Below are 14,664 nucleotides of genomic sequence, written 5' to 3'. Positions count from 1 at the left end.
TACTGTTGTTGCCACCGATATCGCGGCGCTCGCCGCTTCCACCTGGAGACAATCATGACCGCCCCGAATAAACCCAAGACCCCGGAGGCCGGAACCCCCGCTTCCGCCCTTCCGTCCGAGGCCGCCGAGCCGAAGACCGCCGACAAGCCCGTCGCGGCGAAGAAGAAGGCCGAGCCGAAGCTCCCCGCCGCGCCCAAGGCCAAGAAGGCCGAGCAGAAGGTCAAGAAGGCCAAGCCGGCGGCCGCGCCGGAGGCTGTCGTCGCCGAGGACAAGACCGTCAAGAAGGCGAAGAAGGACAAGAAGAAGGATAAGAAGAAGGACAAGAAGAAAAAGGAGGCGGTGATCATCCGTTTCGATGATCAGCAGCTCCCCCAAGTGGACGCGCGCGCCGAGACCCTGGGCCTGTCGCGGGCCGCCTGGGTCCGCATGGTCGTCGCCCAGGCCCTGGCGAAATCCTGATCATCGCCCCCGCCACAGGGGTGCAGCCCTGTGGCGGGGGACGTTCTATACCCGCCGAGGACCGCACAGCCGGGTGTGGCGTTGCGCCGCCTCTTCCTCCGCCGCGCAGAAGCTGCAGTGCCGGGCATGGGGGTTGACCGCAATCCGCTGGGGCTCGATCGGCTCGTAGCAGGTCTTGCAGATTCCGGACGAGCGCGGACCAGCCATCCTGTCGAGAACAACCTTCAACGCCACATCCCTGAAGGCTTCGATTCGTTCCGCCGCGCAATCGATGTCGTCCAAGTCACAACCTCCAGCCTGATCATGGAACATGCCGCGCCACCCTGGGGGAGCCATTCCCTGACGGGAAGTGATACTTTCGTGAATGGTGCGAATTAGAATGAGAGTGGCGCTGACATAAAAATGAAGCATTAGGTTAATGCAACATTAACCCATAATTTTTTCCGCATATTCCAATACTTCCACTCGGGCTTATTCGGCTTGAGCCGGCATGGCGCCGGTTGAATGCCTGAGATTTGGAAAGAATATCAGGATGAGGGAACCAACCGGAGCCACCTTGGCGTCTTCGATCTGGCGCGGTCTTTCTCTTCCCGACATGATCTCCATCGGCGGCATGCGCCCCAGGGGCGGCCTGGCCCGGGCGTGGCGGGGCTGGATGGCCGGCCCCTGGCATAGCGGCGACATTCCCCTGCTTCGCGACATCCGGATTCAGGCGCGCTTCAGCATCCTGATCGGACTGGTCGTCGTGGCGGGCATTCTGCTGGGTGTGGTCTACGGCCTGAGCGAGCGCCGCATCTCGGGCGCGATCGCCGAACAGGCCGATTATCAGCGGCTGTGGGAGCAGTCCAGCCACATCCGGGCCGGCGCCTTGGCCATGCAGACCGCCGCCAACGGCCTGACCGCCGAGCGCCGTCACGACTTCATCGATGATTTCGAGGCCCGCCACCGCCAGGTGGAGACGGCGCTGGCCGCCATCAAGGCTTCCGCCGCCGCCGCCGGCCATCGGGCCGAGATCGACGGCCTGGAGGCGGCCATCGGCCAGACCGCCGCTCAATTCCGGATCGTCGCCGACGTGACTCTGAACCTGGGCCTGACCGAAAGCGACGGCCTGCGCGGCCGGCTCCGCGCCTCGGTCAAGGCCATCGATGGTGAACTGGGCATGTGGCCCAATACCGACGACCTCAAGGCCCGCATGCTCCGGCTGCGCGAGGCGGAAAAGGACTTCATGCTCTACAAGGATGAATCCTATCTGAGCAAGGGGCGGGGTGCGGCGGCGCAATTCGACATCGGCATCGATTCCGCCCCTTTGCCCAATTCCACCAAGGAGGATTTCCGCGTCCTGGCCGCCCGGTATTCGGCGGACATGGCCGCCTACGGCGCCGCCGATCTCGACCAGCAGGCCCAGATCGGGACATTGCGGGCCATGTTCGCGGAACTGCAGCCGCGCATCCGGGACTTTGCCGTCATGGCCCAGTCGGGCATGGCCGAGGCCACATTGCGCCAGGACCGGACCAGAAGCCAGGCGGGGGTGGCGATCGCCGTCATGGGTATTCTGACCGTGCTGAGCATCGTGGCCGTGGGTGTCGTCTCGGGCCGGTCCATCGCGCGGCCCGTCCTCTTGATGGAAGAGGCCATGAGCCGCCTGGCGGCGGGAAACAACCAGATCGAGATTCCGGGCGTTCACCGTGCCGATGAGGTGGGGCTGATGGCCAAGGCGGTTCAGGTCTTTCGCGACAACGCTCTCAAGATGGAGGAATTGCGGGTCCGCCAGGAGGCGGAGCAGGCCGCCAAGGAATTGCGCAGCCAGCAGTTGGAGGTTCTGATCGCCGGCTTCGATTCCGATGTGGCCGCCATCATCCGGGATGTGGCCCGTTCGGCCGGCGATACCGAGGCCACCGCCCGCGACATGGAGGCCTTCGCCGCCCAGACCGTGCAAAGGATGCGGGAGGTCGACCAGTCCTCGGGGGCGGCGACCGCCAGCGTGCAGGCCATGGCGGCGGCAGCCGAGCAACTGGCCTATTCCATCGAGGAGATCTCGGCCCGGGTGAACGAGGCGTCCCAGGTCGCCGTTGCCGCCGCCGACAACGCCCGGCGGACAGACTGTATCGTCCAGTCGCTGTTCGAGGCCTCTCACCGCATCGGCACGGTGGTGACCTTCATCCAGACCATCGCCAGCCAGACCCGCCTGCTGGCGCTCAACGCCACCATCGAGGCGGCTCGGGCCGGCGAGCACGGCCACGGCTTCACCGTGGTCGCCAACGAGGTCAAGCAACTGGCCGACAAGACCACCCAGGCCACCGCCGAGATCGCCCAGCAGATCGCCTCGGTCCAGGCGGCGGGAAAGGCTGCCGTCGAGGCCATCGGGGAAATCTCCACCTCGGTGGCCAACGTCAACCAGATCTCCGGCTCCATCGCCGCCGCCGTCGAGGAGCAGGGCGCGGCCACCAAGGAAATCGCCCGCTCGGCCCAGGATGCCGCCCAGGGCACCACCCTGGTGGCGTCCTCCATCAACTGGGTGGTGGGGGAGGCCGCCCAGATGCAGAACGCCGCCTCCGCCATGCTGGACACCTCGACGCGGATGACCGGCCAGTCCGAAGTCCTGCGCGCCACGGTGGACAATTTCCTCATGGGCGTCCAGGACGGCGCCCCCAGCCTGAAATGGGGCGACAACTGGCTGACCGGCAACGCGGTGATCGATGCCGATCACGAAAGGCTGGTCCATTATGTCAACGAGTTGAACTCGGCCATGATGCAGTCCAAGGGGCGCGACGTGCTGGGCGGCATCCTGAATAAGCTGGCGGCCTACACCACCGAGCATTTCGCCAGGGAGGAAGGTATCTGGGCCGAGGGCGGCCTGCCCAGCCTGGACGGGCACCGACGGGTCCACCGGGACCTTCTGGACCGGGTCGGCGGCTTTATCCGGGACTTCCACGAGGGCAAGGCCAATCTGTCCATGGAGATGATGGCCTTTCTGCGTGAATGGCTGATGGATCATGTCTTCAAGACCGACAAGGCGGCGGTCTCGACCCTTGCGTCGCGCCGATGATCGGAGGGATACTCGCTCCTTCCTCTTGGCGGGATCGGCGGACCTGGCCATGGCAAACCTGATGCTCGGCACTGAGACGGAGCGCAAGTTCCTGGTTCTTGACGGGTGGCCCCGCCATGCGCCGGGACGCCTGATCCGCCAGGGCTATTTCCCCGCCGCTCCCGGCATCACCCTGCGGGTGCGGTGGACCGAGGCACAGGGGACCATCACCACCAAGACGCCCGTCATCGCCGGCACCCGCTGGGAAGCGGAATATCCGATCCCTCCCGAGCAGGCCGCGCTTCTGCTGGACCTCTGTCCTCACCGGCCGATCGAGAAATTCCGCCACGATTGGATCGAGGGTGGGCTGCACTGGGAAATCGACCGCTTTCTCGGCCGTCATGACGGCCTGTGCCTGGCCGAAGTGGAGCTGATGCATCCCTGGCAGGCCGTCGCCAGGCCCGCTTGGGTGGGAGAGGATGTGACCCGGGTCCGGGCCTTCCACAACAGCGTCATCGCCCGGACGGAATCGCTGATGGAGGTTCTGGCGCTGTGGGGTAGGGTTACGTTGGGAAAGCCCGTTGGGACGGGTGGAATGTTCAAGGGAGGAAAGCGTGCTGCCGACATTTTCCCTGCCGCCGGGGTTTCTCGGCGGGTGCGCGTCGGACCCGAATTCCGCCACCTTCTGCATCGCCGGGATTCCCTTTGATCTCGGCGTGACCAATCGCTCCGGCGCCCGCGAGGCGCCGCACGCGGTGCGCCGGGCCAGCCGCATGCTGGCCGACGGCGCCAATCCGGCCGGCTGGACGGACCCGTTCGATCTGGCCGTCGCCGACGTCGGCGACTTCTCCCTGGCGCTGGGCGACATCCCCAAATCCCTGGAGATGATCGAGCGCCAGGCGAGCGGTATCGGCCATCTGCTGGCCATCGGCGGCGACCATACCGTCACCCTGGCCCTGTTGCGCGCCCTGACCAGGCGGACCGGCCCGGTGGGGCTGGTTCATTTCGACGCCCATATCGACACCTGGCCGGATAATTTCGGCCAGCCCCTGGCCCATGGATCGCCTTTCTTCCATGCCCTCGAGGAGGGGCTGGTCGATCCCCGGCGGATGATCCAGATCGGCATCCGCTCTCCCATGCCCCGGGAGGTGTACGACTGGACGGTGGGGCGGGGGGTGACCATCGTCACCGCCGAGCAGGTTCACCTTCAGGGGCCGGAATGGGTGGCCGAGTCCGTCCGCCGGGTGGTTGGCGACGATCCGGCCTATCTCAGCTTCGACATCGACGCCATCGACCCGGGACAGGCTCCGGGCACCGGCACGCCCGAGGTGGGGGGACTGTTCACCTGGCAGGTGATGGCCATCCTGCGCCGTCTGGCGGGACTCCGTTTCGTCGGCATGGACGTGGTGGAGGTGGCGCCGGCCTACGACCATTCCGAGATCACCGCCCTGGCGGCGGCCTCGATCCTGTGGCAGTACCTGACCCTGCAACCTCCTGGAAAATTGTAACAATTCTCCAATTGTCCGCTGCCCTGGATGGGGCTATAAGTCAATTCAGTGACGCACACGCACGTGCCGATGGCCCTTTGTAGGTTATGCAACGACGATCGCGTCCTTTTTGGAGGAGCCGGCAGAAATGGGCCGGTACCCGAAAGGGAGGTGGACATGTTGACGACCCACGTCTTGGGCGTAATCCCCCAGTTCAATCCTCATCGCCGCCTCAGTCTGTGAGGACGGTTCCGGCGTTCGTCTGACCGAACTCCGGCCGTCTCCTTGCTGAAGGTTGCCGTTTCCCCGGCTCGGTCCGGGGAACGGGTGGATTCATCCCTGTTCGGGGGGAGTCATCGCCATGAACGTCACCCGCTATCGTACCCGCCCTCGTTCCTTGACCGGCCACCACGGGGCTCTGCCGTCGGTGCGCGCGGCGGTGCTGGCCCTGCGTCCAGAAATCCCCATGCTGTGCCTGCGCCCGGCCAGGGCGCGCAGGGAGGCGGCCCGCTTCGTCGAGAGCTTTCCCGGTGCCGTCCTCTATGCGGTGAAGTGCAACCCCGACGAAATGGTGCTGCGCGCCCTGTCCGAGGGCGGCATCCGGCATTTCGATGCCGCCTCCATCGCCGAGGTGCGGTTGGTGCGCCGCCTGTTCCCCGATGCCGGAATTCACTTCATGCACCCGGTCAAGGCCCGCTCGGCCATCCGCGAGGCCTATGCCGCGCACGGCGTGCGCGACTTCGTGCTCGATAGCGCCGAGGAACTGGGCAAGATCGTCGAGGAAACCGATGGCGCCAAGGATCTGCTGCTGATCGTTCGCCTGGGGCTCGCCAAGGGTGAGGCCCGCCTCGACCTGTCGGGCAAGTTCGGCGCTCCGCCGGACGCCGCCGTCCGGCTGCTGCGCGACTGCGCCGCCCTCGCCCGGGTGGGGCTGTCCTTCCATGTGGGCTCGCAATGCTGCGATCCGGCGGCCTGGGAACGCGCCCTGGCCCAGGCCGACGCGGTCATCCGCGCCGCCGGAATCCGGCTGGACGTGCTGGATGTGGGGGGCGGCTTCCCCGTCGCCTATCCCGACATGCGGCCGCCGCCGCTGGGGGCCTTCATGGCGGCCATCCGCCAGGGCGTGGTCCGCATGGACCTGCCGGCCGATTGCGCCCTGTGGTGCGAGCCCGGGCGCGCCCTGGTGGCCGGCTGCCAATCCCTGGTGGTCCAGGTGCAGGGGCGGCGCGGCGACATGCTGTTCATCAACGACGGCGTCTACGGCACCCTGTCCGACGCCGGGGCGCTGGCCTGGCGCTATCCCTGCCGCCTGATCAAGGCCGCCGGAGCCAGCCATGCCGCCTTGCACCCGTTTGGCTTCTTCGGTCCGACCTGCGACTCCCTGGACCGCATGCGGGGACCTTTCCTGCTGCCCGCCGACGTGGCCGAGGGTGACTGGATCGAGATCGGCCAGATGGGGGCTTATGGCGCCTGCCTCAGGACCGGGTTCAACGGCTTCGACGAGCTGCTGCGCGTCGAGGTGGGGGAACCCGCCGCCCTGCCGCTGCCCCGCCGGGCCGCCTGATTTTTTGATGGAACTGGAACCAAGCAAGAAGAGGGGAGGATATCATGGAAAACTGGACCCGATTGATCGACGCCGGCCGCGAACTGGCCCTGGCCTTCGACCTGCTGGACCGGGCCGCCGAGATCACCACCATTTCCACGGCGGCGGTGATCACCAAGGAGGGCCTGCTGGGAGCGGCCCGGGAGGCGGTGGCGCGGACCAACACCCTGCTGGGCCGGAAATAGGAGGATGAGCGCAGGCGAAGCGTAGCACCGCCGGCCACGTCTCCCGATTATACTGCGGGGCGGTTGTCCAAGCGGCCAGCCCCCCGCCTGGACTTCGTGTTGGGGCCTACGAGAAGTGCGGCGCCATTACGCTGCCCGGCGCCTGCAGGCCGAGAGCATCCACCGTCAGGTCGGAGGGTGATGGTTCAACTGGTGGCGAGGACGGCGGAAAGGGGGATTCCAGCCCCCCCTTGCGGCGGGCGCAGCGACAGCTGCGCGACCGATTCGGGCTCCATGCGGACCAGCTGCGCCTCCAGATCGGCGGGCGGCAGGGGGCGGGAGAAGTAGTATCCCTGCACCACGCCGCAATCGGCGCGGCGCAGGAATTCGAACTGATGCCGGTTCTCGACGCCTTCGGCGATCAACCCCAGCCCCATGGCGTTGGCCATGGCGATGATGGCGCGGATGATCTCGGCATTGTCGGCGTTCTGCTCGATGTCCATCACGAAGGCACGGTCGATCTTCAGGGTGGTGATGGGCAGGCGGCGCAGATAGGCCAGATTGGAATAACCGCTGCCGAAATCGTCGATGGCGATGCTGAATCCCCGCTCGCGCAGGCGGCGAAGGTAGCCGATCACCTTTTCCGGCTCGTGCATGAAGGTGGATTCGGTGACTTCGATCTCGATCAGCTCGGGCCGGACGCCGGACTCCTCGACGATGCGGAAAATACCATCCACGTCCCTTTCGTGGAGGAAGTGGCGGGGCGAGATATTGACCGCAACGGCGACCTCGCCCAAGCCCTTGGCGTCCCAGGCCTTGATCTGGGCACAGGCTTCCCGCAGCACCCACTCGCCGACCGCGACGATCAGATCGCTTTCCTCCGCCAGGGGGATGAACTCGTCGGGCTGCACCAGCCCCTCGCCCGGCCGGCGCCAGCGCACCAGCGCCTCCACCCCGGCCAGCGTGCCGTCGGCCGAGGCGATCTTGGGCTGGTAGTGCAGTTCCAGCTGGTTCTGGGGGATGGCCTGGCGCAGCGCCATCTCGATGTCGAGACGGCGCAGCGCCCGGGCGTTCATGGCCTGGTCGAAGAAGTGGAAGGTGTTGCGCCCCCGGCCCTTGGCCTCGAACAGGGCCATGTCGGCATTCTTGATCAGGGTGGTGATGTCGGCGCCGTCCTGGGGGAAGATGCTGATGCCCACGGACACGCCGACCCGCAGCAGGTTGCTGCCCAGTTGGACCGGCACGCCGATGGTCTCGATCAGCTTTTCGGCGACGCTGGCGGCCTCGCCCGCCGAGTTCAGGCTTTCCACCATGATCACGAATTCGTCGCCGCCCCAGCGGGCCACGGTGTCCATGCCGCGCATGATGGAGCCGATCCGTTCGGCGATGATCTTCAGCAGGGCGTCGCCCTGCTTGTGCCCCAGCGTGTCGTTGACCACCTTGAAATTGTCGATGTCGGCGAACAGCAGGGCGATGGAACGGTGCTGGCGCTCGGCCAGCGCCATGGCGTGGCCGATGCGGTCCTCCAGCAGACGCCGGTTGGGCAGGCCGGTCAGCAGGTCGTGGTAGGCCAGCTGGTGGATGTCCTCGGTCCGCTGGTCGATCTCGGCCAGGAGCTGGTTGTAGGCGGAGACCACCTCGCCCAGTTCGTCGCGGCTGGACCACACCAGGGGCTCGCGCATCAGAACCGAGGTGTTGTGGTGCAGCGAATGCCGCAGCCGGCTCAGAGGCTCGGTGACCAGATGGCGCACCGCAGCCAACGAGACGGCGGCCACCAGGAGGAAGGCGCCGGACAGCACGATGGCCGCCCCGGTGCGCAGGCGTCCGAGTTCACCCCGCACCCTTCCGTCATGGAAGGCCACCTCGAGGCGTCCGATGGAATAATTGCCGCCGGGGGTCTGCTGCACCAGGGGCACGGCCTTGCGGAAAACCTCGCGCCATCCGTCCGTGTCGCGTCCATGGACCGAGGCCAGGAGTTGCTCATCGACGCCGTAGACCTTCGCCTCGAAGAGTTCGGGAACGTCGGCGTAGGACTGGAACTGCCGGTCGACGGCGGCGGAATCGAACTCCCACAGCGGCTTGACCAGGGAGGCCCCCTGGGTGATGGCGAAACTGTCGAGGCGGGCATTGAGTGCCGACAGGCGGTCGCGGACGCTGTAATGCTCGAACAGCGAGAACATCGCAAGCGTTCCGAACAGCAGGGACGGCAGGACGATCAGCAGGAGCTTGCGGCCGATGGCGAGGGGGGCCCGATGGACCAGGGAGATATTCATTGTCCGCTTCCGATCCTGCCGTTCAGCCTTTCCAGCTCGGCGATCTGGCGGTCGGCATCCTCCAGGTGGCGGCGTCTGTCGTCGGGCGTCACCAGCGGGTCCATTTCGACTTGCATCCGTCGCTTGGCGACCTCGAGCAGCCGCACCGAAATCAGCTGCCGGTTGTCGGAGGGCACGAAGCTCCTGATGTCGAGGCGGTCGAGAACTTTCCGCTCCTCCGCCAGCACCGCCGGCGGCTTGCCGGCCGCCGCTTGCCCGTAGCCGAACAGAAAGTCCGCGATCCGCGTCTTCAGTTCGGGCGGCAGGTCGGCGCGTCGGACCAGCGGGTCGGCCGGAATGAGGGGGGAGCGCCAGACGATGCGGACGGCATCGATCAATTCCGGCTCTCTCCGCCGGAGTTGGTCGTAGGTCAGGCTGGCTACCGTGGCGGCATGGCTGCGCCCCTCGGCCACCGCCCGGATGTTGTCCTCGTGGTTGGCGTGGACGGTTCGCTTGAACAGCTTGCGGGGTTCCAGCTGCCGGCTGGCGAACAGGTAGTAGCCGGGAACCACCGTGCCCGAGGTCGAGTTGACGTCTCCCTGGGCGAAGGTCAGTTCCGGCCCGTGGGCGATGACGTCCTCGGCGCTGAAATAGGGGGAGTCCTTGTGGACGATCAGGTAGGTGTGATAACCGCCAAGACCGGAGGGATAGGTTTCCTTGGCGAAGACCTCGGCCGAGGCGTGGTCCACCGCCTCGATGGCCGTCTTGTTGCCCAGCCAGGCGAGATGAGCGCGGCCGGAGCGCAGGCTCCAGATCGCCCCGGCATAGTCGGCCGACACGGCAAGGGTCACCGGCATGCCGAGATGCCGGCCCAGCGCGGTCACCACCGGCCCCCAATTGGCTTCCATCTCCTGCCTGGATTGCGGCGAGATGAGGGCGAACCCCAGTGTCCGGGGACTCTCCGCGCCATGGACGGATCGGACCGCCATCATGGCCGTCAGGCAGATCACCAGCACGGAAAAGCCTGTCCGCTTTCTCCTTATGGCGGAGGAGTCGAGCATGGACATCCCTTTCATCCACGAAACGCAAGCCCCATCCCGCGACGCAACATAGCGTGGTCCGACCAGTCAGGCGGTTAAGGTTCGATTAACTTCCGGTGTGACTCTGGTCATCCAGGCCGGCCTCGACGACGACGAGCTTGTCCGGCGATGCCTTGGCGTCCTTCTTGCGGGCGGCGATGGCCGACGCCACGTCGTCCACGGTGATGCCGGTGCATCCCGGCGGCAGCACGAACAGGACGGCGCTGGCCGACAGCAGGGGAAACGACTTGACGTGGCCCTCGCGGTCCTGGGCGGTGATGCAGCGGCGCTGGCGGGCCTCGTGGTCGTAGAAGCTCTCGGCGTCCGAGGCGAAACGTCCGATCAGCCCGCCGATGGCCTGGGCGGCTTCGTCGCGGCCGGCGCCGCTGATTCCGACGAAGAAATCGTCGCCGCCGATATGGCCGACGAACCAGGTCTGCGGGTCGGCCCGCTTGCGGCACAGTTCGGCGAACAGCAGAATGGCCCGGTCGCCCTGACGGAAGCCGTAGGTGTCGTTGAACGGCTTGAAATTGTCGAAATCGATATAGGCGAGCACCGCTCCGGTCCCGGCGGTGACGCGATCGGCCACGTATTCGTTGATGACCACGTTGCCGGGCAGCTTGCTCAACGGGTTTTCATCCCGCGCCCGGGCCAGGGTCTTCTCGTGCATGGCACGGATCAGCGAGCGGGCGCTCAGGAAGCCGCGATAGACCATATGCTCGCTGAGCAGGATTCCCTCGGTGTCCTCGACGGCGGCATAGAGCGCCAGCATCTGATCGAGCGGCGTTCCGATGTCGGCGATGGGGCAGCGCACGATGAAGTCGCGGACCTGGCGCCCCAGCGACTTGTTGGCGATCAGGTCCTTGCCGAAGCTGGAATAGGCGTAGTTCTTGGTGTCGCGTTCCCGCACGATGCCCAGCGGTCGCCCCGAGTGGTCCACGACCGGTGCATAGGCGTTGTCGGACGACCGGGCGAAGCGCTCGAAGATCTCGCTCATGGAGGCATCAGCCAGAATGGCCGGCACCTGGTCCATCTGCTGCAGCACCCATTTCTGGTCGATCTGCCGCTGCCGGCGGTCCTCGCGTGCCAGCACCTCCACATGGGTATAGCTGAGGGTGAGGCGCTGCAAATCCTCCTGCGGGGGATTGATGAAGTTGCCCTGAACCAGATCCAGCCCCAGTTCCCGACACACCATCAGCTCGCGGCCGTTCTCGATGCCGACGGCGATGACCTCGACGCCGAGGGTGTGGGCCATGCCGATGATCTGGGCCAGGACCACCCGCTTGCGGGCGTCGCTGTCCAGGCCGGAAATCAGCGACTGGTCGATCTTGATGAAGTCGGGATTGCAGCCGGTGAGCAGCGCCAGGGAATGGGGCATGGCTCCGAACCGGTCCACAGCCACCATGCCGCCGCCGCGGCGCATGAGCTTGGCGGGATAGTCCGGTGAATCCGCCTCGGCGGGCAGGGCGGCGATCTCGGTCACCACGTGGGCGAAGACGGTCTGCAGCGCGCGCTGCATATCTCCCAGCAGCGTCTCCAGATGGATGGCGGAGCGGGAGTCCAAATTGAGGAACAGCGCCCCCTGGGACAGGGCGGGCTGCAGCGAGGCCATCTCGGCGATCCGGGCGCGGACGGCGAGTTCAAGGTCCAGCAGACGTCCGGCGGCGTGGCAACGGTCGAGCAATTCGGTGGCGGTCTGCTCCTGGCAGCCGTTCCAGCCGCGCAGCAGTGCTTCGTGGCCGAAACACTGCCCGGTATGGACGTTCACGATGGCCTGAAAGGCCAGACGGAGGCCTGGAAATCCAGGGCTCAATTCAACATGAGGGGGCATGGCACGGCTTCGTGATCCGCTGCCACCACAAATGGCGACCGCACGGCGGCATCATGCCAAATTGATAATGGACAAACACGTGGGGCGAGGGGCCGTCAGAAAAAGTTCACCGTTCGAAGGGCGAGGGTCAACCGAACCGGCCGGTGATGTAGCCCTGAGTCAGGGGTGCCGCGGGCTGGTGAACATCTGTTCGGTCGCTGTTTAGTCCCGGCATTTGATGGTGCATTCTTGTCCACGGAGTGGAAGGAGGCACTATGGGCCAGGTTCTACACGGCAGACCGCACCAGCAAGTTCGCGTTTATCCAGTTGCATGAGAAGGCGACGACACGTATCTCCGCTGACTTCCTGCGGGCCTTGATCCAGGCGGTGCCCTACACGATCCACACCGTGTTGACCGATAACGGCACCCACTTCACGACCCCAGGAAACAAGGCCTCGGCAGCATCTGACATCAAGCTGGCGATGCAACGGGGCGAGCGGTTCCGCGCCCATGCTTTCGAGTTTGCCTGCGCCCAGAACGACATCGACCATCGCCTGACCAAGCCCAAGCATCCTTGGACCAACGGGCAGGTCGAGCGCATGAACCGCACCATCAAGGAAGCGACCGTGAAGCGGTTCTTCTACGACAACCACGCTCAGCTTCGCGCCCACCTCGATGACTTTGTGTTGGCCTACAACTTCGCCAAGCGCCTCAAGACCCTCAAGGGCCTCACACCATACGAATACATCTGCAAAATCTGGACAACAGAGCCAAAGCGATTCAAGCTTGACCCGATCCATCAAATGCCGGGACTAAACATCTAGTCACGGCATTTTCTGGAATGGATCGTGCCTGAATCGTTCCGGATCGGCCGCCCAGATTTTGCGGATGTCGTCGTATGGCGTGCCCCGCACGAGGGGCTTGAGCCGCTTGGCGAAATTGTAGGCCAGAACTTAGTCGTCGCGGTGGCTGCCAAGCGTGACCGTGGCTATCGTAAAGGCGCCGCCTTACGGTCGCGTCCCTGATGGTTCTGGTCATGCGCTCGGCCAGCCCATTGGCCCAGGGTGGCTTGGATTTGGTCAGCCGGCGCCGTCAGGCCTTGGCCGCCTTCCTGGCGCTCCGGGCCTCGAAGACCTTCAGGATGGTATGGGTTCCCCAGCCCACCAGGATCATCCCGGCGGTGAAGGCGCCATAGGCCACGGGCCAGGGGATGCCCTGGGTCATCATGGAGAATTCGGACATTCCGCCGATGCCGGCCAGGACGTTGAGCGGCATGAACACCACGCCGGCCACCGTCAGCTGCGAGACGCGGCGGTTCTGGTTGATGTTGATGAAGCCCACCGTGGCGTCCATCAGGAAGTTGATCTTCTCGAACAGGAAGGCGGTGTGGGTGTTGAGGGATTCGATGTCGCGGATGATCTCGCGGGCATCCTCCATCTGCACCGGGTTGAGCTGTCTGCCGCGCAGCAGGAACGACACCGCCCGCTGGGTGTCGAGCATGTTGCCGCGGATGCGGCCGTTGAGGTCCTCTTCCTCGGCGATGTTGCCCAGGATGCGGGCGGCGTCGGCATCGCTGACATTCTCGCTCAGGACCTTGCGGCCGACCCGGCGCAGGGTCTCGTAGGTGCCTTCAAGGGCGTCGGCGGAATATTCCACGTCGGCGCCGTAGAGGGCCAGCAGCAGGTCCTTGCAATCGGATATCTCTCCCGGCTGGCTGCGCATGCGCAGCCGCTGCAGGCGGAACACCGGCAATTCCTCGCTGCGCACCGTGAACAGGGTGTCGGCGTGGACGATGAAGGCCACCGGCACGCTGCGGGAATGGCCGTCGCGGTCGAGCAGGAAGTTGGAGTGGAGGTGCAGTTCGCCGTTCTCCTCCACATAGAAGCGGGCGCTGACCTCCAGGTCGGTCAGATCCTCGGGATCGGGCAGGTCGAGGCCGAAATGCCGGCCGAGCCAGCCCCGCTCCGATTTGGAGGCGCCGAGAACGTCGATCCAGATGGGGCGCAGGGCTTCCATCTCGCCGCGTGACACCACCTGGACGATCCGCATCCGGCCGTCGATGAGTTCGCAGGCCATGACCTCGCCGGAAAGGAACAGGGGTTCGACGTTGCCGGCCAGATGGGCGCCGAGCCCGCTGGAAACCTCCCACAGGACGTCGTTCATGCGGTCCTGGGCCACATGGCGCCACAGCAGCTTGGCGTCGTCGGGGGAAACGCTTTCCAGCGTGCGGCCGATCTCGCCCGCCGACAGCCGCGACAGCAGCGCCCGCAACTCGGCGGTATGCTGGTTCTGCACGACCGTCTCGACCAGTTCGGGACGGCGCGATGGCTGGACCCGCAGCATGTCCTCGATGATTCGGTGCTTGTTCAGCAGCTCGGTGACCGCCATCAGCGACATCGCTTCTCGCCGGAAAACTGGGGTAGGGAGCCAAAGACCATGATGAACCCATGGACCGAATTCAAGGCCACCCTTCCCATGCCGGGAAGTTGTCACCGAACGGTCATCAAGGCGGTGCCGTGCGGGACGGACCCTTGCCGCCATTGTCATGGTCATCTCCGTGCTCCTCGGCCGCCATCTTGCGGGTGTTGACGCCCCGAGAGGCCATGGCCACCGCCAGCCCGGCGGCGAAGCCGCCCAGGCTCATGGCGTCGCCCACCAGCCAGACCAGCACGGTGGCTGGCACCACACGGCGGGCGGCGCTCCAGGCCAACAGGGAGGATGCGGCGGCGGAAGAGATGATCGGTACCCTTGATCCGCGCAGTATGTTATAACATAACATATTCG

12 protein-coding genes and 1 pseudogene are annotated in these 14,664 nt (G+C 65.7%); 7 read left to right on the top strand and 6 right to left on the bottom strand.

Translation table 11 applies throughout. The annotated features are described in order from the left end of the window. Positions 1-54 precede the first annotated feature (54 nt). A complete protein-coding gene (locus ACV4UZ_RS20715) occupies positions 55-459 on the top strand; it encodes a hypothetical protein (protein ID WP_491602679.1) in 405 nt (134 codons plus the stop codon). A 45-nt stretch (positions 460-504) separates the two neighbouring features. On the opposite strand, the gene ACV4UZ_RS20710 is transcribed toward ACV4UZ_RS20715, so the two are convergent. Further along, a complete protein-coding gene (locus tag ACV4UZ_RS20710) occupies positions 505-741 on the bottom strand; it encodes a TraR/DksA C4-type zinc finger protein (protein WP_491602678.1) in 237 nt (78 codons plus the stop codon). Positions 742-1,015: 274 nt separating this feature from the next. Between ACV4UZ_RS20710 and ACV4UZ_RS20705 the strand changes: the two genes are divergently transcribed. The 5 genes from ACV4UZ_RS20705 to ACV4UZ_RS20685 all read left to right on the top strand — a co-directional run bounded on the left by ACV4UZ_RS20705 (position 1,016) and on the right by ACV4UZ_RS20685 (position 6,759). Continuing rightward, positions 1,016-3,505 (top strand): bacteriohemerythrin, encoded by a 2,490-nt coding sequence (locus ACV4UZ_RS20705; RefSeq protein ID WP_491602677.1) that lies wholly within the window; start codon positions 1,016-1,018, stop codon positions 3,503-3,505. Positions 3,506-3,554: 49 nt separating this feature from the next. Continuing rightward, a complete protein-coding gene (locus ACV4UZ_RS20700) occupies positions 3,555-4,193 on the top strand; it encodes a CYTH domain-containing protein (RefSeq protein ID WP_491602676.1) in 639 nt (212 codons plus the stop codon). 7 nt (positions 4,194-4,200) lie between these two features. Beyond that, on the top strand, positions 4,201-4,992 hold the full coding sequence (gene speB, locus ACV4UZ_RS20695; RefSeq protein WP_491602675.1) for an agmatinase: 792 nt from the start codon (positions 4,201-4,203) through the stop codon (positions 4,990-4,992). Positions 4,993-5,332: 340 nt separating this feature from the next. After that, positions 5,333-6,535: a type III PLP-dependent enzyme gene (locus ACV4UZ_RS20690; RefSeq protein WP_491602674.1), complete on the top strand. Its 1,203-nt coding sequence runs from the start codon at positions 5,333-5,335 to the stop codon at positions 6,533-6,535. Positions 6,536-6,579: 44 nt separating this feature from the next. Further along, entirely contained in the window at positions 6,580-6,759 is a 180-nt protein-coding gene (locus ACV4UZ_RS20685; RefSeq protein ID WP_491602673.1) for a hypothetical protein, read from the top strand. Positions 6,760-6,944: 185 nt separating this feature from the next. On the opposite strand, the gene ACV4UZ_RS20680 is transcribed toward ACV4UZ_RS20685, so the two are convergent. The 3 genes from ACV4UZ_RS20680 to ACV4UZ_RS20670 all read right to left on the bottom strand — a co-directional run bounded on the left by ACV4UZ_RS20680 (position 6,945) and on the right by ACV4UZ_RS20670 (position 11,900). Then, positions 6,945-9,011, bottom strand: coding sequence for a putative bifunctional diguanylate cyclase/phosphodiesterase (locus ACV4UZ_RS20680; RefSeq protein ID WP_491602672.1), 2,067 nt, complete (start codon positions 9,009-9,011; stop codon positions 6,945-6,947). After that, complete coding sequence (gene phnD / locus ACV4UZ_RS20675) at positions 9,008-10,057, bottom strand: phosphate/phosphite/phosphonate ABC transporter substrate-binding protein (protein ID WP_491602671.1); 1,050 nt, start codon at positions 10,055-10,057, stop codon at positions 9,008-9,010. Before phnD ends, ACV4UZ_RS20680 begins: the two co-directional genes overlap by 4 nt. Positions 10,058-10,136: 79 nt before the next feature. After that, positions 10,137-11,900 carry an EAL domain-containing protein gene (locus tag ACV4UZ_RS20670; RefSeq protein WP_491602670.1) on the bottom strand — a complete coding sequence of 588 codons (1,764 nt, stop codon included), beginning with the start codon at positions 11,898-11,900 and terminating at the stop codon, positions 10,137-10,139. 264 nt (positions 11,901-12,164) lie between these two features. On the opposite strand from ACV4UZ_RS20670, the pseudogene ACV4UZ_RS20665 reads away from it, so the two are divergent. Next, positions 12,165-12,704, top strand: a pseudogene (locus tag ACV4UZ_RS20665) (integrase core domain-containing protein); the annotation flags it as partial. A 268-nt stretch (positions 12,705-12,972) separates the two neighbouring features. On the opposite strand, the gene ACV4UZ_RS20660 reads toward ACV4UZ_RS20665, so the two are convergent. Both ACV4UZ_RS20660 and ACV4UZ_RS20655 read right to left on the bottom strand, forming a co-directional pair. After that, positions 12,973-14,277 carry a magnesium and cobalt transport protein CorA gene (locus ACV4UZ_RS20660; RefSeq protein ID WP_491602669.1) on the bottom strand — a complete coding sequence of 435 codons (1,305 nt, stop codon included), beginning with the start codon at positions 14,275-14,277 and terminating at the stop codon, positions 12,973-12,975. A gap of 106 nt (positions 14,278-14,383) precedes the next feature. Then, entirely contained in the window at positions 14,384-14,563 is a 180-nt protein-coding gene (locus tag ACV4UZ_RS20655) for a hypothetical protein (protein ID WP_491602668.1), read from the bottom strand. Positions 14,564-14,664: the final 101 nt, after the last annotated feature.

The organism is Paramagnetospirillum sp., from assembly GCF_058402745.1.
The sequence above is the reverse complement of the archived record's forward strand: the minus strand, read 5'-3'. Positions and strand labels throughout refer to the sequence as shown.